26 protein-coding genes are annotated in these 22,561 nt (G+C 61.0%); 17 read left to right on the top strand and 9 right to left on the bottom strand.

What is annotated here, in order from left to right; genetic code table 11:
* The first annotated feature begins 41 nt into the window (after window positions 1-41).
* The gene (locus tag HY247_05455; GenBank protein QQG48204.1) at window positions 42-920 is read left to right on the top strand and encodes an EamA family transporter; all 879 of its coding nucleotides are present in this window, start codon (window positions 42-44) and stop codon (window positions 918-920) included.
* Between the two features lie 51 nt (window positions 921-971).
* Window positions 972-2,291, top strand: coding sequence for a hypothetical protein (locus HY247_05450; GenBank protein ID QQG48203.1), 1,320 nt, complete (start codon window positions 972-974; stop codon window positions 2,289-2,291).
* 10 nt (window positions 2,292-2,301) lie between these two features.
* Here HY247_05450 and HY247_05445 read toward each other — a convergent pair whose 3' ends face one another.
* Both HY247_05445 and HY247_05440 read right to left on the bottom strand, forming a co-directional pair.
* On the bottom strand, window positions 2,302-2,496 hold the full coding sequence (locus HY247_05445; protein ID QQG48202.1) for a hypothetical protein: 195 nt from the start codon (window positions 2,494-2,496) through the stop codon (window positions 2,302-2,304).
* Between the two features lie 40 nt (window positions 2,497-2,536).
* The gene (locus tag HY247_05440) at window positions 2,537-3,187 is read right to left on the bottom strand and encodes a DUF1211 domain-containing protein (GenBank protein ID QQG48201.1); all 651 of its coding nucleotides are present in this window, start codon (window positions 3,185-3,187) and stop codon (window positions 2,537-2,539) included.
* A gap of 86 nt (window positions 3,188-3,273) precedes the next feature.
* Between HY247_05440 and HY247_05435 the strand changes: the two genes are divergently transcribed.
* From HY247_05435 to HY247_05425, 3 genes are all read left to right on the top strand, one after another.
* Window positions 3,274-3,975: a DUF45 domain-containing protein gene (locus HY247_05435; GenBank protein QQG48200.1), complete on the top strand. Its 702-nt coding sequence runs from the start codon at window positions 3,274-3,276 to the stop codon at window positions 3,973-3,975.
* A gap of 25 nt (window positions 3,976-4,000) precedes the next feature.
* Complete coding sequence (locus HY247_05430; protein QQG48199.1) at window positions 4,001-4,744, top strand: class I SAM-dependent methyltransferase; 744 nt, start codon at window positions 4,001-4,003, stop codon at window positions 4,742-4,744.
* An 85-nt stretch (window positions 4,745-4,829) separates the two neighbouring features.
* Window positions 4,830-5,381: a hypothetical protein gene (locus tag HY247_05425; GenBank protein QQG48198.1), complete on the top strand. Its 552-nt coding sequence runs from the start codon at window positions 4,830-4,832 to the stop codon at window positions 5,379-5,381.
* 319 nt (window positions 5,382-5,700) lie between these two features.
* Here HY247_05425 and HY247_05420 read toward each other — a convergent pair whose 3' ends face one another.
* A complete protein-coding gene (locus tag HY247_05420) occupies window positions 5,701-5,904 on the bottom strand; it encodes a DUF2795 domain-containing protein (GenBank protein QQG48197.1) in 204 nt (67 codons plus the stop codon).
* A gap of 115 nt (window positions 5,905-6,019) precedes the next feature.
* Complete coding sequence (locus HY247_05415) at window positions 6,020-7,501, bottom strand: carboxypeptidase M32 (protein QQG48196.1); 1,482 nt, start codon at window positions 7,499-7,501, stop codon at window positions 6,020-6,022.
* A 111-nt stretch (window positions 7,502-7,612) separates the two neighbouring features.
* On the opposite strand from HY247_05415, the gene HY247_05410 reads away from it, so the two are divergent.
* Together HY247_05410 and HY247_05405 are read left to right on the top strand one after the other, a co-directional pair.
* Window positions 7,613-8,896, top strand: a complete 1,284-nt coding sequence (locus HY247_05410; GenBank protein QQG48195.1) for an MFS transporter — start codon at window positions 7,613-7,615, stop codon at window positions 8,894-8,896.
* Window positions 8,893-9,246 (top strand): hypothetical protein, encoded by a 354-nt coding sequence (locus HY247_05405; protein ID QQG48194.1) that lies wholly within the window; start codon window positions 8,893-8,895, stop codon window positions 9,244-9,246. Before HY247_05410 ends, HY247_05405 begins: the two co-directional genes overlap by 4 nt.
* A gap of 6 nt (window positions 9,247-9,252) precedes the next feature.
* Here HY247_05405 and HY247_05400 read toward each other — a convergent pair whose 3' ends face one another.
* Window positions 9,253-10,320 carry a hypothetical protein gene (locus HY247_05400; GenBank protein ID QQG48193.1) on the bottom strand — a complete coding sequence of 356 codons (1,068 nt, stop codon included), beginning with the start codon at window positions 10,318-10,320 and terminating at the stop codon, window positions 9,253-9,255.
* Between the two features lie 93 nt (window positions 10,321-10,413).
* Between HY247_05400 and HY247_05395 the strand changes: the two genes are divergently transcribed.
* The 7 genes from HY247_05395 to HY247_05365 all read left to right on the top strand — a co-directional run bounded on the left by HY247_05395 (window position 10,414) and on the right by HY247_05365 (window position 14,913).
* A complete protein-coding gene (locus HY247_05395; protein QQG48192.1) occupies window positions 10,414-11,403 on the top strand; it encodes an aldo/keto reductase in 990 nt (329 codons plus the stop codon).
* 43 nt (window positions 11,404-11,446) lie between these two features.
* The gene (locus tag HY247_05390) at window positions 11,447-11,830 is read left to right on the top strand and encodes a VOC family protein (protein ID QQG48191.1); all 384 of its coding nucleotides are present in this window, start codon (window positions 11,447-11,449) and stop codon (window positions 11,828-11,830) included.
* Between the two features lie 87 nt (window positions 11,831-11,917).
* Complete coding sequence (locus HY247_05385; protein QQG48190.1) at window positions 11,918-12,436, top strand: nitroreductase family protein; 519 nt, start codon at window positions 11,918-11,920, stop codon at window positions 12,434-12,436.
* Window positions 12,433-13,077: a hypothetical protein gene (locus HY247_05380; GenBank protein QQG48189.1), complete on the top strand. Its 645-nt coding sequence runs from the start codon at window positions 12,433-12,435 to the stop codon at window positions 13,075-13,077. Before HY247_05385 ends, HY247_05380 begins: the two co-directional genes overlap by 4 nt.
* Window positions 13,074-13,619 carry a thioredoxin family protein gene (locus HY247_05375; GenBank protein ID QQG48188.1) on the top strand — a complete coding sequence of 182 codons (546 nt, stop codon included), beginning with the start codon at window positions 13,074-13,076 and terminating at the stop codon, window positions 13,617-13,619. Before HY247_05380 ends, HY247_05375 begins: the two co-directional genes overlap by 4 nt.
* 11 nt (window positions 13,620-13,630) lie before the next feature.
* A complete protein-coding gene (locus HY247_05370; GenBank protein QQG48187.1) occupies window positions 13,631-14,101 on the top strand; it encodes a hypothetical protein in 471 nt (156 codons plus the stop codon).
* Window positions 14,102-14,148: 47 nt separating this feature from the next.
* The gene (locus HY247_05365) at window positions 14,149-14,913 is read left to right on the top strand and encodes a C1 family peptidase (GenBank protein ID QQG48186.1); all 765 of its coding nucleotides are present in this window, start codon (window positions 14,149-14,151) and stop codon (window positions 14,911-14,913) included.
* Here HY247_05365 and HY247_05360 read toward each other — a convergent pair.
* From HY247_05360 to HY247_05350, 3 genes are read right to left on the bottom strand one after another with little or no spacing between them, the layout of a single operon-like run.
* Window positions 14,897-16,867: a tetratricopeptide repeat protein gene (locus HY247_05360; GenBank protein ID QQG48185.1), complete on the bottom strand. Its 1,971-nt coding sequence runs from the start codon at window positions 16,865-16,867 to the stop codon at window positions 14,897-14,899. The genes HY247_05365 and HY247_05360 overlap by 17 nt on opposite strands.
* 45 nt (window positions 16,868-16,912) lie before the next feature.
* Window positions 16,913-17,815, bottom strand: coding sequence for a ParB/RepB/Spo0J family partition protein (locus HY247_05355; GenBank protein QQG48184.1), 903 nt, complete (start codon window positions 17,813-17,815; stop codon window positions 16,913-16,915).
* A 56-nt stretch (window positions 17,816-17,871) separates the two neighbouring features.
* Window positions 17,872-18,414 carry a hypothetical protein gene (locus HY247_05350; GenBank protein QQG48183.1) on the bottom strand — a complete coding sequence of 181 codons (543 nt, stop codon included), beginning with the start codon at window positions 18,412-18,414 and terminating at the stop codon, window positions 17,872-17,874.
* Window positions 18,415-18,563: 149 nt separating this feature from the next.
* Here HY247_05350 and msrB point away from each other — a divergent pair, with 149 nt between their 5' ends.
* Together msrB and HY247_05340 are read left to right on the top strand one after the other, a co-directional pair.
* Window positions 18,564-18,977 (top strand): peptide-methionine (R)-S-oxide reductase MsrB, encoded by a 414-nt coding sequence (gene msrB, locus HY247_05345; GenBank protein QQG48182.1) that lies wholly within the window; start codon window positions 18,564-18,566, stop codon window positions 18,975-18,977.
* A 199-nt stretch (window positions 18,978-19,176) separates the two neighbouring features.
* Complete coding sequence (locus HY247_05340) at window positions 19,177-19,695, top strand: hypothetical protein (GenBank protein QQG48181.1); 519 nt, start codon at window positions 19,177-19,179, stop codon at window positions 19,693-19,695.
* Here the strand turns inward: HY247_05340 and HY247_05335 are convergent.
* On the bottom strand, window positions 19,682-21,634 hold the full coding sequence (locus HY247_05335) for a tetratricopeptide repeat protein (GenBank protein QQG48180.1): 1,953 nt from the start codon (window positions 21,632-21,634) through the stop codon (window positions 19,682-19,684). The genes HY247_05340 and HY247_05335 overlap by 14 nt on opposite strands.
* A 470-nt stretch (window positions 21,635-22,104) precedes the next feature.
* Here HY247_05335 and HY247_05330 point away from each other — a divergent pair, with 470 nt between their 5' ends.
* A complete protein-coding gene (locus HY247_05330) occupies window positions 22,105-22,530 on the top strand; it encodes a cyclic nucleotide-binding domain-containing protein (GenBank protein ID QQG48179.1) in 426 nt (141 codons plus the stop codon).
* Window positions 22,531-22,561 lie beyond the last annotated feature (31 nt).

Genomic DNA, 22,561 nt, shown 5'->3' with positions numbered 1-22,561 from the left:
GAGCTTCCCGGCTAAATATGCCAGCCAGGGGCTCATCCACCTTGGCGAAGCCAGTCAAGCCCGACAGCCGGGTCCTGGTCGCGTTCACTCTCGTCGTCCTCTTCCTTGGCGTCAACTTCGTCGCTGTCCGGTTCAGCAACCAGGAGCTTCCTCCGTTCTGGGGAGCCACCCTGAGGTTCGCAATCGCATCCGCGGTCCTCTTCGTCGTGGTCGGCGTCAGGAGGGTCCCCCTTCCGAAGGACGGCGCTTTCACCGGAGCCGTCCTGCTCGGCGCGACCGCCTTCGGGGGCAACTTCGCCCTGATCTACTGGGGCCTGCTCCACGTGACCTCGGCCACGGCAGCGATAATCTTCGCCACCGTCCCCGCGATGACCTTCCTGATGGCCGCGGGCGCGAAGCTCGAGAAGTTCAGGTGGGGCGCGCTGCTCGGGGCCGCCGTGGCCCTCGTCGGCATAGCTTTCATCTTCGCTGAGCAGCTCGGCTCCTCGTACCCACTCGGTTCTCTCGTCGCGATCTTCCTCGGGGCGGCATTGGCAGCGGCGAGCGGCGTCATCGTCAAGAAGTTCCCACGGGGACACCCGGTGAGCATCAACGCGGTCGGAATGTCTGTCGGCACCGCGATTCTCTTCGTGGTCTCGCTCGTTTCAGGCGAGCACCAGGCCTACCCCGTCATGGCACGGACCTGGATCGCCCTGGGCTGGCTCGTTACGAGCTCCGTCGTGGCCTTCGTCCTCCTCGTGTGGGTCATCTACCACTGGACTGCCTCCGCCTCATCCTACACTTCCCTGCTCTCCCCTCTCGTCACCTTCGTCGTCGCCTCGGCGATCGCAGGAGAGAGCATCTCACTCGTGTTCCTCGCAGGCAGCGCGGTGGTCCTGGTAGGCGTCTACCTTGGCGCGATAAGGCGTGGACGGACCTAGGACCAGGGTGCAGCATCCCTGAGTCCCAAGAGCCCGTCTTCACGACTTGGCTTGGCGCCGATTAGGAAGCTGGCCGTGTCTCTGGCCCTCCTGCTCTTGGTCCCTTCGATCGTTCCGAACGCAGTCGGAGCTACCCAGCTTGTACCCGCCGATTTCGCGACCACCCAGTCGGTCGACCAGGCCACCAACCTGCCGATCAACCGGACACAGACCTTCTCAGTCCTCGACCAGTCTGTGTACTCCTGGCTGAAGTTCGTGAACGTTCCGTCACCCTCTCACAACATAACTTGGGTCTGGCTCGACCAGAACTTTTCGGATTTTTACAGGACCTCGTATACGATTCCTGACCCGGGGCAAGGCATGACCTGGAGGAGCTACTACGCGTGGTCGTTCATTCAGGTAGCTGGGCACCCCGCAGCCATGAAGCAAGGGCTCTGGGAGGTCGACGTCTACGTGGACGGCAAGCTGGTCGAGAACCAGCTCTTCACGATAGCGACGACCGCGGTCGAGATTGAGCCCACCGGAGGTTTCGCCTGGCCGAGCAACACGATAGCGGTCTACCTCGACGGCGGGACGCCGCTCGCAAGGTCTGCCGTCGCTGAAGCGATGGCGCAGTGGAACGCCAGCCAGCTGTGGTTCCAGGCTCAGTATGGGCTTCCTTCCCGGCCGGTCTACTACCTGATTCTGTCCAACAACTCCTCGGCTCCGATCAAGGTCTCGTTTTCCCAGGTTCAGAGTGACTCGAACTGGGGTTCGGCCTACTGGAACTACAACTTGGATGCCGACAAGAAGTTCAAGAGCGTCACCTGTGTCGTCTCGATAGACCTGGTAGTGACCGGCGGTGCTCTAGACCGGAACATCACGCTGGACGACGTCGCGCTCCGAGACATAGGGGAGCACGAGCTGGGCCACTGCCTGGGCCTGTGGCACACCGCCCGCACCAACGACCTGATGAACCACTTCAGCGGAAGCTACGACTACCGCAGGCATCCGTCCACCCTCAACCTCTATGTCCTCTACCAGCTCTCGGCCGCACGATACAAGTCCGACGTCGAGAAGTACTACAGCCTGCCCGCTTCGATACCCTACATGGAATCCCCCGACTACGCCGACATCACGGTCTCGACTTCGTACGGGGCGACCTCTACTCTCCACATGACTACCAGCGTCACTGCCGCCGCTACCTCGATGACAGTGCCGTCGACGACATCAACCTCTCGGATGGAAAGTCTTGGCGCCTCCACTGCAGGAGGGGTCGTCCTTGCGCTCGGCGCTCTTGCTCTCTTGGGACTGACTGTTGTGCTAGTCCTCTACCTGAGGGCGAGAAGGCCCAGACCTTCTCCATCGGTGATTGTCGGACCCGTCCCCTAGCACTGTGGCTTTAGCGGGCCTTCCCTGACTTCGCTTCGCGTTCCTGCTTCGCGAACTTCCTGCGGTTCATGACGCTCACCACGATGTACAGGACGACGACCAGTGCGATCACAGCGGTCGAACTGAAGGCTCGAAAGTACGCCATGAGAATGACAGCAATGGCTATGATTGGGAGGAGGGCATAGACGACCTTCCTAGAGGCCAACGATTCCGCGGGCCCGGCACTCTAGATAAGCAGTCCGAGCCTACGTCCCGAGTGAGTAGGTCCGGCTCTGGGGCCTGACCGCCCTTCCCAGCCAGTAAGACACCAGGGGCGCGTACCACACGTAGAGCCTCGCCGGTACCCCGAAGAGCGTCCACTGCCAGAATATCGGGGCGATGGAAACGAGCAGGACCGCCGAGAGGATGGCCAGCCTGTTCCTTCCGTTCCTGAAGAGGGAAGCCAGCTCCGGGGCGACCAGCTGTTTCTCCTCGATGCTGATGATGTGGGCGAACCCAGCAAGGATGAACATGATTCCCGCCAGGTCAGCCGCGAAGAGGCTGGAGGAGAAGTCGCGGATGGCAGAGGACTCGGCCGGGGTGAGGGCTGGGTTAACAAGCTCTACGCTGTTCAGCAGATAAGGAAGGAGGGCGACAAGCAGGAGCAGGGCCACGTTCAGGGACGTGATCCACCTCGACTCATGGGGGAGGACCGACATGTAAGTCGTGTAGACGAGCCACGCCGTGATCAAGATCAGGAACGTATACCCGAACGCCGCGATGTGGCTCAGAATCTCTTCCGACGTCGTGGGAGCCTTCTCGATCAGCGAGATTGAGCCTATCGACAGCGAGAGGGCGAAGATCAGGTCTGCGAGCGTCTCTATCCTAGGCCTGGGCCTGCGTTCACCGGAAGACATGGGCGACGATGGTCTGCGGCCATGGTGTTTTGTCTTTGTCGGCCCAGCCCAACTGGTTATGTACGACCACAGAAATTCTTCACTCAGTGCCGAGCCTGGACATCGGAGAGAACCGCATCGACTACGCCATCCTCAGGGGCGCCGGAAGGCACTACACTTACTTCAAGTTCAGGCCTGACCTGACCTTGGAGGTCGTCCTTCCCCGCGGGAGGAGGGGCGACGCAGAGAGCGCGATCAAGCGGAAGCTGCCTTGGATCCTTGCTGAGCGCCGCCGGCTTTCGAGAGCCAGGAGGGTCCTCGAGGAGGGCAGCGTGATGTACGGAGGCCTCCGGATGAAGATCGTCCAGTCCAACGGCCCAGGCATGGCCCTCTCAGTGGACGAGGCCAGCAAAGAGGTCCGGGTCACGGCCGAAGGCCCCGCGTCGGTGCGGGAGCTGGTCCGCCGCTGGTTCCTCAAGGAGTCCTCTGCCTACGTCACAAGGAAGGTGAAGGAGCTCTCCCCGCGGCTCGGGGTCCGCCCCAGCAAGGTCGACGTGAGAGAGATAGGCAAGTGGGGGTACTGCACTCGCACGGGCCGGCTCTCTTTCAGCTGGCAGCTCATCGCCCTGCCTGAGAGGCTTCGGGAGTACGTCGTCCTTCACGAGCTCTCCCACCTAGCGGAGTTCAACCACTCCAGGGCCTTCAAGAACAAACTCCTGTCCGTCTGCCCTGACTACAGGGAGCGCGAGAGGGAGCTAAACGACTTCATTCCGTACGAGCCCTCGGCCCGACGTCCTCAACAGACCTAAGAAGTCGGCCCATCGGCGCCAGTCCATGCCCATCGCGGACGACCCCGAAGGCATCGAATTGCGCAATATCCTCAAGGCCGTCAGCCTGAAGGGGAAAGACGTCCTCGAAGTGGGATGCGGCGAGGGGAGATTGACCTTCAGGTACTTCCACAAGGCTAGACGAGTAGTCGCCATCGACAGCGACCTCGCCAGGATCAGGGCGGCGAGGCGAAGCCAGAGGAAGGGCGAGAAACACCTGGAGTTCAAGGTCGGGCGCGCAGAGGCCCTGCGATTCCCTGACAGCTCCTTCGACGTGGTCTTCTTTTCGTGGTCGCTCTGCTGCGTTGACGTCCCTGCGATTGGGCGGGCCCTCGACGAGGCGTGGAGAGTCCTCCGCCCGGGAGGGACTCTCCTCAACCTTCAGCCCTCCTTGTATCAGCCATTCGGGAAGGGGGTGGTCCCGTACCTGATCCAGGGCCAGTTTGGGACGAGCGTCGACGACGACAGGTACAGGCAGTCGCGTCTTGCCCTCAAGTACGCCTCTCTGATTGAGACAAAATTCTCATTCATCTCCGAGGAGGAGTTCTCCATCGAGACCCGCTACGACACGTCCAAGGAGGCCCTCAACGATCTAATCGCCGACTACAAAGAAGACTACAGGGCGCTCGGCAGGGCCGCAAAAGACAGGGTCAAGGAAGCAATCGAGTCCATGCGTGCGAAGGAAGGGTGCTGCGTCAAGGACAACGTCGTGCTCACGGTCCTGAAAAAGGCCACAATCGCCCAGCCTTAGCCGGACGCTGTTCAACAAACTGAACGCAAGCCGTCCCCCCGTACCAAATCGCTCTATCTTATCGAGTGCAGCCCGCGAAGAACCCGTGAAAACGACTACTATCGCAGCGTCTGCGCTGGTCGTGCTACTCGTAGCCGGCCTGGGTGCTGTCGCCCTCGCAAATTCAGGGCATCAGAACGAGGCCCCAGAGCACGGTCCGGATGGACCGCATGGTCCGCACGGCCCCAACAGCCATAGTCTCGCATGCTGGCGTCTCACCGCCAACGAGACACTGACAGTCACCTTTCCTCAAGGACACTACGTCAATGCAGCCAACGCTTCTGTCAAAGGCAACGCCTCTGGAGTCTTTGACTTCAAGGTCTCACAGATCTACGCCCGCGGCTGCACACTCTCGCTGACAGGCGGGAGCTTCAAGCTCGGGACGACCACCTACAACATCACTGGCGGCTCAGTCATCCTGAACCACGGCGGCAGGTCAGGGATAGGCACCGGGACGACATCCGGCGGCACCTTCCTGATCAGGGTCGCAGGGCTCCAGGGCAACTCCACCTCAGCAGACGTCGGCGCGATCCGACTCGACTTCAAGAACGGCTCGAGCGAGTTCTTCGTTCAGCTGAGCTCCCCAGACACAGACTAGGGGACGCGAGAGAACTTCGCTCCGCCTCTCTTTTTTTCTGATGGAAGGCAGGACCAACCCCGTAGAGAGCGTTCTCGGCAAAGGGGTAATACCAGCCATCTGGTCTGAAGGGAGGCCTTGAATTGCTACTGCGGGTTCTCGTGCGAGAAGGAGCGCGAGCTCAGAGAGCACATCGAGAAGACCCACGGGGCCAGGGACGGCGACTGGAAGGGCTGGGTCAGCCGGGATTAGGCAGTCTGATGCGAGAACGACAAAGGCTCGTCCTGCGTCTTAGAGTGTCTTCTGGGGTCGCAAAAAATAACGGAGACTTGAGAGGGGTCTAGATGCCGACTGCCTTGTTCACGTCGGCAGGGCTGGCATAGGTGCCGTGAGGAAGTGCCTCAGAGAACCATGCCTTCTCTTCCGAGCTGAACTCGGACATGTTGTTACACGCGTTAACTATCTGATCGCATGAAGCAGGATACTCCACGTCCGATCCGATGTGGGCCGTGTACTTCTCTTTGAGCTGTGGGCTCATGTTCATATTTCCAGTTTGAACCCTGCCCCTAATTAACGGTTTTTCGGCTCAGTCATACTAAGGGCTCGCAGACTGCTGAGTTGGTGGAAAGGACCGCGAAGAATCTTATGGACTACGAGCGTCAGCGGAGGAACTTTGCTTCCTGATACGCGATCAGGCTCGAAGGATTGTACGCCTCCCCGAAGATCTTCTCCTGTAGGACCTTCGGCGGATACACTGCCCCCCACTTGTGGATGTTCGTCCCGAGCCACGCCTTGAGCTTCATCAGGTCGCCCTTCGCAACCGCGCTCCGAATCGCTTCCCCGTCGCCCATCTTGTGCCAGATCATCCCTGCCATCACGTTCCCGAGCGTATATGTGGGGAAGTACCCCATCGAGCCTCCGCTCCAGTGGATGTCCTGGAGGACCCCCTGCGCATCGTTGGGCGGCCGGATGCCCAGGTATTCTTCGAAAGTATCGTTCCAGAGCTCGGCGATGTCAGACGCGTCCGCCTCGCCCGCGAGCATCTTCTTCTCAAGCTCGTACCTCAGCGCTATGTGGAGGTTGTAGGTAAGCTCGTCCGCCTCGACCCTGATGTAGCTCGTCCTGACCGTGTTGAAGTAGTAGTAGAGGTCCTCCGCATCGTACTTCGAGAGGAACTTCAGGTTCTTCTTCATCATCGGGGCGGCGAGCTTCGCGAACTCCATGCTCCTTCCCACGATGTTCTCCCAGAACCTAGACTGCGACTCGTGGACTCCCAAGGAGGCTCCGCCGCCCGCAGGGGTGTACGCCAGCTCCTGCCCGACCCCCAGGCCGTAGATCGCGTGCCCGCACTCGTGAATCGTGCCGAAGAGAGAAGCGCGGAAGTCGGTCCCTTCGTACCTCGTGGTGATCCTCACGTCGTCGGGCGCCATTCCGACTGTAAACGGATGGGTCGACACGTCCATCCTGAACCTGTCCGTCGGCATGTGCAGCAGCTTGATCGCCTCCTCGTTCACCCTCTCCATTGCTTTCATGTCGTACTTCGCCGACTCAAGCGGGTGCTTGGCCGGGTAGACTCCCTCCGCCCTGACCTTCGCCAGGATCTTCTTGGTCTGCGGGACCAGCCTCTTGAAGACCGCGTCCGCGTCCTTGACCCTGAAATCCTCCTCGTAGAGGTCCATCAGCGCGTTGTAGGGGTGTCCCTTGTACCCGAGCTTCTCGGCCACCTTCCTGTTGAGCCCTATGATCTTGGCGAGGTGCGGCTTGAAGAGCTTGAAGTCCGACTTCTTCCTCGCTGTCCTCCAGACGACCGTCGCCTCTGACGTGACCCGCTGAATCTCGTCCACGAGCTCAGGCGGCACGTGGGTGTAGTAGTGCAGGTCCCTCTTGATTCCCCTGACGATCCCAGACTCGACGTCGTCTAGGTCCCTGCTCCGCTCGGCCCTGTCCGCGAGGCCCTTGAGGTCGATGTTGGCTCTCTGGACCATCATGGCAATCTGACCCGCAGCCATACCCCTCGAGCGGGCTGCGCCCTCAGGCATGTGCGTCTCCAGGTCCCATCCCATCAGCGCTTGTGCTGAGTTCAGGGCCCAGACCTTGGAATAACCCTTCAGGATGTCCTTGACGATTGGGTTCTTGGCCAACTCGGATGCAGCGGCCCCGACTACCTGCCTTTTTACGCCTTCGGCGCGAGGGCCACTCCGTTTCCCAAAGATGAAAACGGCGTTTGCTCAGCCCTTCGGGCGGACGCACTCTTGACCAGGCCCCAAGGAACCCTCTCGATAACCAGGACCCTCCTGCGCGGCAACGTGAGGGTCCTCGCCTTCACGAGCATGATGACCGGGACCTACCTGAGCCTCCTAAACACCGTGCTCCAGCCCTTCGTGGTCAAGGACCTCGGGTTCAGCCTCGCCATACTTGGAGTCCTGGTCGCGGTCGGCGCCAGGCCGCTCGGGATCGCCAGCTCGTCGGTCCAGCCGTTCACCGGGGCCCTGGCGGACATCTTGGGGCGGAAGCTGCTAATCATTCTGGGGAGCGTCGTCGGCATCTGCTCCATGCTCTCCTTCCTCTTCGCGGCTATGACCCACGGCCTCCTCCCGCTCTCGCTGGGCTACGTCCTGCTGGGCCTTTCCCTCCTCGGCAACCCAGCGCAACAGGCCATGATCGCGGAGACTGTGGAGATGGACCCCGCTAGGCTCAACATCGCATTCAGCGCCGTCTTCTTCTTCACCGCCCTCCCTGGGGCCTTCATTCCCTTCGCCGCAGGATACCTCACCCAGACGTTCGGCTACCTTCTCCTCTTCGCGGTCGCCGCCGTCATCGAGTCATCGAACCTCCTTGTGATGTTCACACAACTGAGAGAGACGATCGGCAAGGGGAGCGAACGCCCAGCAAAGACCTTCTCCCTCAGAAGGTCAGTAAAGGTCCCTCCGGGGCTCTGGATGATCTTCGTCCCGATGGCCATGGACGCGACCTTCTTCGGTGTAGGCGGTGCGATCATCTACGGAGCCTGGGCCGACCAGGCCGGATTCACTAACGGCGACATAGGCCTGATAGTTGGGACCATCTCCGTTTCAGTTGTCGTCAGCCAGTACTTCGCGACCAAGTTCCTGCAGAAGGTGGGGATAAGGCGGACCCTGGCCTTCTCCGAGGGCCTAACCGTAGTGATCATGGGAGCCTGGTTCTTCACAGAGTCCATCCCTGTCCTCATAGCGACCTCCGCGGTCTTCGGCATCTCCGTCGCGACCTGGGTCCCTTCGGTCTCCTCCCTGATAATGAGAGCCGCTCCCTTGGAGGACAGGGCCAACATCGGAGGCATGCTCTCCTTCTACAGAGGCCTGATCTCAGCTCCCGCCCCGATCATCGGCGGGTACCTCTCTGCGACGTACGGCTACCATCTCCCCCTCGCGGTCGGAATCGTCGGGGAGGCGATGACCACCGTGGCCCTGCTCAAGCTGATCCCCGACCAGCCTTCCCCAATCGCCTCGCCTCCTCCCATATCAGGAATAAATAATCAGCCCGCCCGGTCGCCTCCGTGAGCTACGGCCTCGCCGGCGCGCAGGAACGAAAGCGTAACAACGAGGCCAAGGCCAAGGACTACTACGAGAAGGTCAGGCGCCAGGAGCAGGAGATGCGGGAGCTGAAACGCCAGCTCGCAGACACCGAGAAGCTCTACTCAGACCTCCAGTCACAGAAGGCAGACATGGACGCCAAGATGCGCGCCCTGACTACCAAGATGGACACGACCAACAGGAACCTCACCTCGCTCAAGGCCCAGGTCACCAGCAAAAAGCAGAGCATCGAGCGCGACCAGGGCGAGATGGACAAGCACCAAGAAGAGGTCGTCAGGCTCGACCGAGAGATTGGCCAGCTGATGAAGCACAGGTAGCCGCGGTCAGATCCCCGGGCCTTCCTCACGGGCAGCCTTCCGCTTCTCTTCCTTGGCCCTCGCCTTCTCCCCGATTGCGTTGGTCAGTACCCTCTCGAGATCTGAGAGCTTCTCAAGCAGGGTGGCCCTGCCCGAGTCGCCAAGCAAGATTCCGTAGGCGCTGAGGTCGTCGATGTTCCTCCGGAAGTCAACCAGCTCGTCCCTGACGCGCCTCTCCAGCTCCCTGTCTATGTTCGAAGAATACCTGAGCTTCTCCCTGAGGTAGAGCATCCTCGACTCGATCTGCGCCCTCTCCCTGTCCATGGAGAAGTAGACCTCCTCCCAGACAGACTTCAGGTATCTCAGCCCGTACCGGCCTATCTTGAACACGACCCGCGCGACCGGGACCGGCGAGATCTTCGAGGCGAAGCCCCTCCTGACAAGGAACTCCAGCGCGTCCCTGACCTCGAAGTCCGTGTAGTGGCTCCCCTCGGTGACCCTCTTGAAGTCGAGGTCGTCGAGGAACGGCTCCCCCGAGTCGGGTGCGATCCTCCTCGTGTGGACGATGAAGTCGTAGATCAGGGCGAAGATGTGGTTGTACGACGGGACGTAGACCGTGAACTCGAGGAGGGCCGACAGTATCGACACCGTGTCGAAGGCGAGCGGGACGTACGAACTCAGGCTGAGCCCCAAGAACGGGCTCGCCGCGAGCGAGATCAGGGTGGTCACGACCCCGATCACCCCCGCCCCGACCGAGAGGTAGAGGAACCAGTCCCGCATCGCCTCCCGCGGGATCCAGACCAGGGCCAGCGACCTTGACCTGCTGGTCCTCCACCCGAGGAGCGAGTACGCCGAGGCCAGGAGGAGAAGGACCACGCTCGACAGCAGCGCGCCGATGAGGCCGACGGTCTCGTCCCAGGGTAGGGCTAGTCCGACCACCGTCGCAAATAGGAAGACGTACCTGACGGGCCTGCCGTAGGCCCTGCGGTGCCTAGATGAGGCGAGGTTCCAGAGGACCCTTGCGGCTACGACCGCGGCAGTGACCGTCACCACAAGAAGAATCAGGTCGGGGAAGGTGATCGGCGACGTCGCCAATGCCCGGCGAAGCCCTGCTCGCGATAATAACGCTTCGCGTCGCCGCTCAGGAATCATCCTAATAGCGGGCTGGACGGCCCTCGGGCGCACCGATTGAACTACAACAGGCTAGGCAGCGCAGGACTCAAGGTCAGCGAGCTCTCCCTCGGGGCCTGGGTAACGTACGGGGGACAGGTCGGGGAGGGCGCCGCGACGGAGTGCATGTCGGCAGCCTACGAGGCCGGTGTCAACTTCTTCGACAACGCGGAGGCCTACGCGAGGGGGAACGCCGAGATCGTGATGGGCAACGTCATCAAGAAGCTGGGCTGGAGGCGCGAGGACGTAGTCGTCTCGAGCAAGGTCTTCTGGGGCGGTTGGAGCGGCAAGGGGCCCAACAACGAAGGGCTCTCGAGGAAGCACATCTCCGAGGCCTGCAGGAACTCGCTCAAGCGGATGCAGCTCGACTACTTCGACCTCTACTTCTGCCACAGGCCGGACGCGAACACTCCCATCGAGGAGACGGTCCGCGCCATGGATGACCTCATCCACCAGGGCAAGATCATGTACTGGGGGACCTCCGAGTGGAGCGCCGCCGACATCATGAGGGCCCACGGGATCGCCACCCGGCTGGGCCTGAACCCGCCTCAGATGGAGCAGCCGCAGTACAACATGCTCCACCGCGACAGGGTCGAGAAAGAGTACCTCCCGCTCTACAGAGAGATCGGTCTCGGGACGACCACATGGAGCCCCCTCGCCTCGGGCCTCCTTACGGGCAAGTACGCGAACGGCCTCCCAGAAGGGTCGCGCGCGACCTTGAAGGGGTACGCGTGGCTCCAGGAGAGCGTCATCACTCCGCAGAACGTACAGAAGATAGCCAAGCTTCAGCCGATCGCGAAGGAGCTGGGCTGCACCATGGCGCAGCTCGGACTAGCATGGGCGAGGAGCAACAAGAACGTCAGCACAGTCATCACGGGCGCGACCAAACCGGAGCAGGTGAAAGAGAACATGGCGTCCCTTGACTTCGTCCCGGCCCTGACCGAGGGAATCATGGGGAGGATCGAGGCAGTCCTCCTGAATGCACCCGACTTGAGCATAGGCGACTAGCCGCCCTTTCGTTAAATACAGGGCGACCTTCACCTGTCCCGAAATGGACAGCGTAGTTCACTTCGAAATACCCGCGGACGACACCAACCGCGCAAAGGACTTCTACGCCAAGGCCTTCGGGTGGCAGCTGAACGACTGGGAGAACTCAGGTTACTTCCTGGTCGGCACGACTCCATCCGACCAGAACGGAACCCCTACCTCTCCGGGCTCGATCAACGGCGGCCTGGGCAAGAGGACGGGCCCCCTGTCCGTCCCGACAGTGACCCTCAAGGTCGACGACATCGACGCCAAGCTGGATATGATCAAGAAGCTCGGCGGCTCTGTCGTGGGTCAGAAGTCCGCGGTGGGCAACATCGGCTGGTCTGCCTACTTCAAGGACACAGAGGGCAACGTCATAGGCCTCTGGCAGTCAGCGCAGAAGATGTAGGTCCGCGCCAGTGCAGGCCGCCAACGAGCGGCCTCTCCTCGTTTTTCTTACGGACAGTTTAACAGGCCCTGAAACGACGACAGGCCCATGCACGCTACCGAAGCTGTCAAGACAAAGCTCGACATCAGAGAATTCTCAGACCTCCCTGTTCCCGCCGCAGTCAAATTAGCAGTCCTTGAAGCTGCACGCCTGACGCAGAGCGGGACCAATTCGCAACACTGGCGCTTCATCCTTCTCCAGGACCCAAAGAGCCTCAAGACGCTCGGGGAGGACAGCTCGTGGGGAGGCTGGGTCGCGGGCTCGAACTTCGCGGTTGTGGTCTGCACTGACCCCAAGAAGTCCTATCACATGATTGACGCTGGAAGAGCAGTCCAGGACATGCAGCTGACCGCATGGGACAACGGGGTCGGCTCTGGCGTCTTCACCGGACTGAAGGCCCCCGAGATAGCGCGCGACTTCGGAGTCCCTGAAGACCTCAGTCCTACGATCGCAGTCGGCTTCGGCTACCCGAAGAAGAAGCTCCTCGGCAGGAAGAACCGCAAGCCGCTCGCAGAGGTGGCCTTCCTCGAGAAGTTCGGGGGCAGCCTGAGCTCGCTCCAGCCTTGACCTCGAAGCGCCTTCTCGCCTCCCTCGAGTCAAAGGGGCTCATCATGCTCTCGGATAAGGAACTCCCCAGCGCAGTCAGGATGGTCGGAGGACCTTCAGTGACCGGCTCCTGGTGGGGGCATAGGGACTCCCTCAAGATATACAACGAGCTGAACGATCTGGAGGCGAACCCGGACGTGCTAGTGACGCGCCTCGTCTCCGGGAAGGTGACCTACCTCCACCGGAGACTCTGGTCTGACTTCTTGGCTGTGGCGACGTCGAGGGCGGACTGGCAGATGGGGAACCTGCGGGCGGACGGTCGCAGGCTTCTGGCCCTCGTCGAGGAGCGGGGCGAGGTCCGCATGGACAAGCTTCACTCGAAGCCGGGGCAGTTCAGGGACGCGGCCAAGGAACTAGAGGCAAAGCTCCTTGTCTACACTGACGAAATCCACACCGAGAAGGGCTCGCACGCGAAGGTCCTGATGGTCTGGTCGAGATGCCCGAAACTGATTGGTTTCCGAAGGGTCTCTAGGTCTGTCGAAACGGCAATGGAGACTCTGGAGAAGGTCGTGGACGACCTCCATCCTGGGGACGATGGAGGGAGCAGGCTCCCATGGCGACAGAATTATCAAGAGCCGCCAAAGCGGAGGAAGAAGTCATGATGCCTACAATTCCGCTTGGCGCGACAGCGCCAGACTTTGACCTCCCTGGCGTGGACGGCAGACAGCACTCCCTGTCTTCGTTTCAAAGTCCCGTGCTGGTGGTGCTATTCTCCTGTGTTCACTGCCCATATGTTCGAGATTTCGAGGGACGCCTTGTCGCGATACAATCCGACTATGCCTCCAAGGGGGTGCAATTCGTGGCGATCAACTCCAACGACGAGAAGGCCTACCCCGAGGACGACTTCCCCCACATGGTCAGCCGCGCCAAGGACAAGGGGTACAACTTCCCCTTCCTGAGAGACGAGCCTCAGAAGGTCGCCGAGGCCTACGGCGCGGTCTGCACGCCTCACGTCTTCGCCTTCGACAAGGGCCGCGTCCTGAGATACAGGGGACGCGTCGACGACTCGCGAGACCCGTCGAAGACGACCACGCACGACCTGAGGAACGCTCTCGACGACCTGGTCGCCGGAAGAGAAGTCCGAGTCCCGGACACGAGGCCCTTCGGGTGCAGCATCAAGTGGTTCTCGTACAAGCCTCAGTGAGGTGAGGTAGCTTGGTCGTCAAGCGCTTCCAAGTCTTCGCTCTCCTTCAGGCCGCTCGGGCCCTAACTCTGGGCATGCCCTTGGAGTCCGCGCACTCCTGGGGCCTCAACAGGGCAATCTTCGTCGCAGCCGCCAGACGTGGATTCAAGGGAGGAGGGAGCAAGACCGGAAAGTCCTCCGGAGGGGCAAGTCCAGAAGAGGGGACATATGCCCTCGGAGACGACATGGCATACCGCGCCCCAGGAAAGAAACTCTTCTTCACGATAGGGAGCGAGGTCCAGGACGAGGCCGCTTTCGAGAAGCAGGTCAAGGCCAGGTTCGGAGGATACTTCCCAAAGGCATGGAAGGAGGCCCTGGACTACGTCAAGGGTTTCGACCAGCAGACCCTGAAGTCCAAGGAGGACTTCTTCGCCGTCGTCTACAGGCCCAGGCGCGACGAGCTGGCGGATGCTTGGACCGAAGCGGTCGAGACTTCTGCCTAGCACTGCGGTCCGAACGATAAAATACTCTACCTCGCGCTCGGAGGACGGTGCCAGCCGAACAGAGATACGGATTCGGGTGCCGCGAGGACTCCGACGACAAAAGAGACTGGTCATACTCGGCCGACTCTCAGGCACTAAGCGCCCTCCCAGAAAATGTCGACCTCCGGCCTCAGTGTCCTCCCGTGTACAGCCAGGAGAGCCTCGACAGCTGCACGGCGAACGCGGTCGCGGGCGCGGTCCGCTTCGAGCTCATGAGAGAAAGCCAGACCCGCTCCATTTCCCCCTCACGGCTCTTCCTATTCTACAACGCCAGAGCCATCGAAAAAACCACGCGGCGAGACACTGGCGTCTCTGTGAGGGACGCGATAAAGTCGGTCCACAAGCTTGGCGTCTGTCCAGAGAGCCTCTGGCCGTACACAGAGAAGAACTTCGACAAGAAGCCTCCCAAGGCCTGCTACGAGAAGGCGCTAAGGCACAAGGCCATGGAGTACCGCCGGCTACAGCCCGAGGTTCGAGAGCTCAGGGCCTGCCTGGCCGAGGGGCATCCCTTCGTCTTCGGCTTCGTTGCCCACGACCTCTTCAGAGACGTGGTGTGGGACACTGGACGCCTCGACATGCCGAGGGCCCACGAGGGGCGCCTTGGGAGACACGCGGTGATGGCCGTCGGGTACGAGCACCGCAAGAGGAGGCTGATAGTCAGGAACTCCTGGGGGCCCGGCTACGGGCTGAAGGGATACTTCACGATGCCATACCGATACGTCACCAGGACGAGCCTCTCCTCGGACTTCTGGACGATCAGGTACGTGAGCTGACAGCCGGCCCCGAGGAGAGACCGATCTTCCTCTCAAGCTCCTGCCAGCGGGCTCCCTTCCTGAAGGCCTCGTATGGAGGCAGCGAACGGAAGTAGAGCAGATTGGAGTCATGCTCTGTGGCAGCCTTCTCCAGGAAACCGAAGGCCTCGTCGTCCTTGCCGAGGCCCAGCAACGCAATCCCCAACGAGGTCGGAGACACATACACGTCTTTCAGTGCCATCACTTCGTCGAGGATCCTCTTCGCCTCGTCCCCATTTCCAGCCAACGTGTAGATGAACGCAAGATCGAGCTTCGCCCCGGGCTCGTTGCCATTTGCCGCTATCTCGTGCTTCGAAGCCTCTATCGCCTCAACGAACCTGGACTGTTTCGACAGGACCAGCGAAAGCCAAAAGTCAATCGACGGCAACCCGGGGCTCTCCTTCTTCACCTCGCTGAACTGTTCGAAGGCTTCTTCCAGCTTCCCTAGCCTGAAGAGACAGACGCCTCTCGACTGGGCAAGGATGACCGAAAACGGGTCCAACTCCATGGCCTTCTCGATCAGCTTGAGTGCCTCTTCGTTGCGTCCCTGAAACATCAGAGTAGTCCCGTACCAGTGGAAGGCCTGCCCATAATTGGGGTTCAGTTCCAGGGCCTTTCTGAGCTCCCGCTCGCCCGTCGCAAAGTCCCAGGAGTGGTTGACGAGCATCAGTCCGAGCGACGCGTGCGCCTCTGCCAGCGAGTCGTCCAACTCGAGAGCCTTCAGAGCGTAGTCCCTAGCCCGGTCACCGGCCGCGGCAGGCGCCATCCACCCGTAGTCCGCGAAGATCAGGTAGCAGTCGGCGAGCCCGGAATATGCCGATGCGAACTTGGGGTCGAGCCTGACCGCCTCCTCGAAGTACTTGACCGCCTTCTGCGTCCCCTCCAGCGTCCTCTCTCCCCAGTAGAACCTCCCCTTGAGATAGAGGGTGTACGCCTCCGCATTCGAAGTGGACCTCTTCTCCAGGACCTGCACGTCCTTGTTCAGGAGCTTGAGCTTCAGCCCCTCCGCGACCTGCTTCGCAATCTCCTCCTGAACGTCGAGGATGTCAGTCAAGTCCCTGTCGTAGCTCTGTGACCAGACGTATCTGTCCATGTCCACCTCCAGGAGCTGCGCCGCGATCCTGACCTTGTTCCCCGCCTTCCTTACGCTCCCTTCCAGTATGGCCCCCACCCGGAGCTCTCTGCCGACCTGGTCCATCGGGAGGGTCGTGTCCCTGTACTTCATCGCAGAGGCTCTGGAGATCACGTTGAGCCCGCTGATCTTCGAGACAGTCGAGATCAGTTCCTCGGTCATCCCGTCCGCGAAGTAGCGGTCGTTCGGGTCGGGGCTGAGGTTCGAGAACGGGAGTATCGCCACCCGGTGAGGGTCGAGGATGCCTCCAGGCCTCCCTGCTCTCTCTGCGGGCTGCGCCAAGACCTTGAAGACCTCCATAGGGCCGGGGAGACTCCTGAGCGTCCTCTCGCCCATCGGGGTGATCTGCCACTTCACTTTCCCTGCAATCTGGTCCACGACCTGGCGAGTGATGCAGATTCCGCCGGGCTCGGCCAGCGGCTCTACCCGCGAGGCGATGTTGACGGCGTCCCCAAGCACATCTCCGTCAGAGTGCACGATGTCGCCCACATGGATGCCTATCCTGACCCTTACCCCTTCATCTCGCTCGCGCCCCTCGTTGAAGCTCCCCATCTTCCTCTGAACCTCCACGGCGCAGTCCACAGCCTCCACCGCACTCCCGAACTCCACGAGGAAGCCGTCCCCGAGTGTCTTGACTATGCGTCCTTCGTGACTGGAAAAGACGGACCCCAGCACGCCCTTCAGCTCTCCAAGGAGCTCCAGCGCAGAGCTCTCGTCCCTGGACGACATGGAAGTGTAGCCTACGAGGTCCGTGAACATGATCGCCCCAAGCCTCCGCTTGGTCGCCGACTTCTCTACGCTCAAATTCCGCTCAGTCCCGCCAGGCGGCTGATTCGTATTAATCTTGGCTTATGCGTACCGCTGTAGTCTCAGCCACGAGTGAATGGCGAGCGTCGCGACCGCCTCCATCGTGGTGTTCCTCTCCTCAGCGGCCCTCCTCAGGCCTTCCGCCACCCTGGGATCGAGAAGCACTTCGAGCTTGACGGCGTGCAGGTAGGAGACCTCCCGCTTGATGTCTTCGACAGGCCTCTGCGGGGCCATGACGAAGTGGCTGACCACGCTCTCCGCCTCCGGCCTGCGCATCGGTGCGATTGTCTCCGCCAGCTCCTTCATCTGGGCGGCCCTCTCTCTCTTGGGAAGCTCTTGGACAGTGGGAGCCTCCTCGGCGCGGTGAAGGAAGGTGGCGTGCTTGACCGGAAGGACGCCCTCTCTCCGCTCCCTCGGGAGCGGGGCCTGCTTGACCGTTATCTCTGACCTCGACTCCCTCCTGATGTTCCTGACCGCTTCGACCGCATTGATCCTGTCTTCGACGTACCTCCTCGACTTGCCGATCGCCTTTGCGAGCTGCTCTGAAGTCCCGTAGGCCTTCGGGTTGGCCTTCCTAAGCGCGGCGATGGCGTCGTACTCCTCCTCAGGCTCGATGTCCCTCCTCTGGATGTTCTCGACTAGCGAGACTATGATCGCTTCTTCGTCCGTCATGGGCCTGACGACCGCCGGGATCTTCTTGATCCCCGCAATCTTGGCCGCCTCGAACCTCCTCGACCCGACTACGAGCTCGAACCTTCCTCCCACCGGCCTGGCTATGACAGGCTCTAGGATCCCCTTCTCTCTGACCGAGTCTACCAGGTCCCCGACGTCGCCGGGGCTCTTCCTGACGTTGGTCTTCCCTACGAAGAGCTTCGTGACCTCGACGGACATCACCGTCCCGAGCTGCTCCTTCCAGCCCTGCTGCGCCGAGGTGAACTTTGCCAAAACGACGTGACATCATGCCCTCGAGGGGCACTTAAGATTATCCAGCTCGAGCTTTCTCAAGCGCCTGGGCGGGACTGCTGGTCGCGCGGCACGAGGCCTGCCACTCGGTTGAGAGCGAACAAGGAAAGAAAGCCCGCAGGGACGAGCAGTTCCACTATGTCTCTGGTCGCCAGAAGGTCAGGCCTAGACAAGAAGAACGGGAAGTCGACATATCCCCTGCGCAGGACGAGTACCGCGTTCATCAGGTCTTGGGCAAGCCAGAGCCCGGCAGTAAGGACGGAGAAGCCGAAGAGTGCGATTGCGGCTCTCGCAACGTGGTGCTGTGCGAACCTCCAGGGCAAGGCCTCCCACAAGGCAAAGCCCACGTAGGAAACCCAAAGGAGGGTGAAGGCCACGTCATGGTAGGTCCAGACGTCCAACCTCCAAGGTGAAAACGGAAGGTCGACGAAGGCCCTGTGAAGGATGGTCACCGAGTCCAAGGTCTGATTCAGGGCCCAATATCCCGCTGAGAAGAGTCCAAGCAGGACCGCTGCGACAACTCCTCTCCCGATGGCCCCTAACCATCGTCTCGAGCGCCCGGAAGGCTCCCCGCCCAACATGTATGTCGCCTCCAAATTACGATTTAAGGTTGGACAGCCCGCACTCGTGCACGTTTACCATCAGGCTCGACATGGTCTTTCGCAGGATCCGGGCACAACTCATTCCGCTTCCTCGAAACTTTATCTGGGGGGTCGGCCGATTCTGATTCATGAACGACCAGGAGAGGGCGGCACTCAAGCAGAAGCTCAAGGACCAGCTGACTCCGGAGCAGTACGAAGTCTGCTTCCTGAAGGGTACTGAACGCGCCTTCACCGGGAAGTACTGGAACAGCCACGAAAAGGGAATGTTCCACTGCGCCGTCTGCGGGCAGACGCTCTTCGACTCTAACACAAAGTTCGACTCGGGCACAGGGTGGCCCAGCTTCTTCCAGCCCATCAAGAAGGAAAGCGTCAGCGAGGAGACCGACACCAGCTACGGCATGAAGAGAGTCGAGGTCAACTGCTCAAACTGCGGGGCCCACCTGGGGCACGTCTTCGACGACGGCCCAAACCCGACCGGGCTGAGATACTGCATAAACTCAGCGTCCATCGTCCACGAGAAGGACATGCCCAAGCAGGGCTAGGCCGCCACCACCTACGCCTCGGACGTCTCATTAGGCCTCTCATCTCGTCCCAAGACCCCGTATTAACCGGAACGGCCCCGCCACCTTCAGACCTGGGCTTCCGAGCCTCTCATGGGGCTCAAGATTGCTTCACCAAAAAGGGGCCGTCTTTAGACTGTCACCCCCATAGGGCGGCTCCGGGCGGCCTCTCTCGAACGAAATGTCCTCTCAGGCCCTCAGACGCTCTCGCAAGGCCGCCCCGAAAGGCGCACTAAGGCCCAGGAGCCTCGTCCGCGGGAAGGACCGAAGGATGGAGTTCACGATTTCTCAGGTCCCTCACAAGAAACAGAGGTACGAGACCGTCGGGGATTGGATACCCGGTAAGCCTGCCGAGATTCGGGTCAGCAAGATGAAGGACCAGAGGTACGTCTTCCTGGTCGCCCTCCACGAGATGATCGAATACGAGCTCTGCAAGATGAACGGCATCAGCGACCGCGAGGTCGTCGCCTTCGACGTCAACTTCGAATCTGAGCGGCGCCGCAACCTCCATCCCATGGACGCCGAGCCGGGGAACGACCCCAGGGCTCCCTACAGGGAGGAGCACGACTTTGCGACCATGATCGAAATGATGGTCGCCCAAAAGCTCGGGGTGTCTTGGTCGGCCTACGGGAAGGCGGTGCTCGCGCTTGGGCCGAAGCCAAAGAGAGTCCTAGTAGGGCCAGAAGTCAGGAAGCGGTAGCGCTTCTTCTGTACTTCTTGAGTTGCGCCTCGATGGCCTTCCACCGAGGGTCGCCCAGGAACTTCCTTTCGGAGGGAGCCACCCCGAAGGTGAACAGCTTGTTGTCCAGCTTTTTCAGCGCCCTCTGCATCGAGGCGAACCCCTCCGCATCCCTTCCCACCAGGAGCTGCACGGCTCCTAGGTAAGCAGCCCACATGTTAGCCGCGTCCGGGCGCGACTGAGCCTTATCGAGCACTCCAACCGCCTCCTCGACCTTCCCTGCCGATGCAAGAACCCAGGCAAGCTGCAGCAGAGCGATCGTCTCTTCTCCCAGCTCAACGCACCTCCTCGCATCGGCTATCGCCTCCTCGTTCCTCCCAGCCCAAGTCCTGGCGAAGGACCTCCAGAAGTAGGCCAGCATGTGGTTCGGGTTCAGGGTGGCAAGCCTGTCGAGCCTCTCCAACGCCTCAGCCTGCCTTCCTCTCTCCATGTATAAGACGGACAGGGAGCACGCTATCGGGAGCGAGTAGGGGTCCAGCGCCGCCGCCTTCAGCTCCAACTCGAACGACTCGTCGTACAGCCCCAAGAAATAGTGGTCGAACGCAGACCAGTGAAGGGCAAACGCGTAGTTGGGCCTCAGCTCCAAGGCCCGATTGAACTCGCCGACGGCCGCCTCGAACTCCCACTCGGTCCCCAACGCCAACCCCATCGACGCGTGTCCTTCGGCCAAGGCCTCATCGAGCTCGATCGCCTTCCGAGCGTACTTCTTTCCCTCGGCTATCCCAGTAGCGACCGTGATGTGCCTGTAGTCTGCCAATATCAGGTAACAGTCCGCCAGGCCTGAATATGCCTCCGCGAACCCGGGGTCGATCTTCACCGCCTCCTCGAAGTGCTTCAAGGCGGTCGTCACCGCATCCTGGGTCCTCTCGTTCCACAGCGTCCGTCCCTTCAGGTAGAGGGTGTACGCCTCCGGGTCCACCGGCCTCTTCTTTCCTAATCCCGCCTTCTCCTTCGACAGCAGCTGAACCTTGAGTGCCTCGGCCACCTTCTCGGCGATGTCCGCCTGGATCGCGAAGACGTCGGTCAGGTCCCTGTCGTAGCTCTGTGCCCAGAGGTGCCTTTCGCTCCGAGCGTCGATGAGTTGGACCGTGATCCTCACCTTGTTCCCAGCCCTCCTCACGCTCCCCTCGAGCACGCTCCCAGCCGAAAGCTCGACCCCGATCTCCCCTATGGAGACGGACCTGTCCTTGTACCTCATCACCGAGGTCCTTGAGATCACCGACAATTCGCCGATTCTCGACACAGTGGCGATCAGTTCCTCCGTCATCCCGTCCGCGAAGTACCTGTCTTCAGGGTCGCCGCTCAGATTCGTGAAGGGGAGGATGGCCAACCTGCGCTGGTCCAAGGTCTGCTCACCTACGCTTGCCGTCTTTCCTGACACCTCAACCCTGTAAAGCTCGACCGGGTATCTGATGTTCTTAAGTTCGCGGACGCCAATCCTGACCAACTTGGCGTCGACCTTCCTCTCAACCTGGTCGACCACCTGTCGGGTCACACAGATCCCGCCCGCCTCAGCCACCGGCTGAACCCGAGCCGCGACATTGACTGCGTCCCCCAGCACGTCGCCCCCAGAGTGCACCACGTCGCCCACGTGTATCCCGATCCTCACCGAGACCCGGTCGCCCGCCTCTCTCCCTTGGTTGGCGTTTGACATCTGCCTCTGCGCGTCGACCGCGCAGTTGACCGCCTCCACGGCGCTCGCGAACTCCACGAGGAAACCATCCCCTATCGTCTTGACGACCCGTCCCCCATACTTCTGGAAGACCGAGCTCAAGACCCCTCTGTGCTCGTCCAGGAGCCTCAGCGCCCGCCGCTCGTCAACGGAGGTAATCGAAGAGTAGCCGACGACGTCGGTGAACATTATTGCTCCAAGCCTCCTCTCGCCAGCCGGGTCGCTCAAGTCCGAGGACCTGCGTGGGGCGCATTCGCTTTAACCTTCGCGTACCATTAGGCTCTATCCATTTCTCGGTGTGGCGGTCCCTATTCTTGGCGGCGAGGCCTCTCGTGGAAGGATTCAATATAGGTCGAACCAGTCCTAGACACGGTCAATTTAGAAGATGACACTACTCAGAAGTGTCTCTGCTCTTGGCGTGGTAATCGGCTTTGTTCTGCTCCTGTTGGCCTATTTGTTGAATCGTGGCTGCATCTGCCCTGGAGGATTCTCATGCCCCGCAACTTGTATCCATCCAAATGAAGTAGGTCAGATGGCAGTGTCCTTCTCTATCCTAGTAGTTTCCGCTTCTGCCCTGATCGTCTCTCTTACAACCAAACGCGCGCCAACAACTTGACTCGCCAGGTAGCAAAGTCCAAGTCAGGCCCTCAAGAAAATTGTCGGTGGGTTTAAATCGGCTGAGGCGCGCGGGAACACGAATGCCCGCCTCGAGCGACGCCGTCTCGATGATTGGCTCGGTCCCGATCTTCGCCGGCCTCAACGAGAACCAGCGCAAAGCGGTCGCCTCGGAGGGGAAGGAGATGTCTTACTCTCCCGGCACATCGATAGTGAAGGAGGGGACGATGGGCGTCGGGTTCTTCCTGATTCTCGACGGCAAGGCCGAGGTGCGGAAGGGCGAGAAGGTCCTTGCCAACCTCGCAAAGGGCCAGTTCTTCGGCGAGATGTCGCTCATCGACGACGAGCCGCGCTCGGCCGACGTAGTGGCCGTCGCCCCGACAAAGTGCTGGGCAATCACTTCATGGGCCTATGCAGCCGTGACGAAGGAACACCCGGAAATCGCGCACGCGATGCTAAAGGAACTCGTAAAGCGCCTCCGCAAGGCACAGACTTCGCCGACGTCCTAGCCTCTGCCGGGCCCTGACCTGGTCTGATAGA

The organism is archaeon, from assembly GCA_016432545.1.
Taxonomy (GTDB): Archaea; Thermoproteota; Nitrososphaeria; order Nitrososphaerales; family Gagatemarchaeaceae; genus UBA183.
Note: the sequence above shows the minus strand (reverse complement) of the source record. Positions and strands in the feature narration are given on the sequence as shown.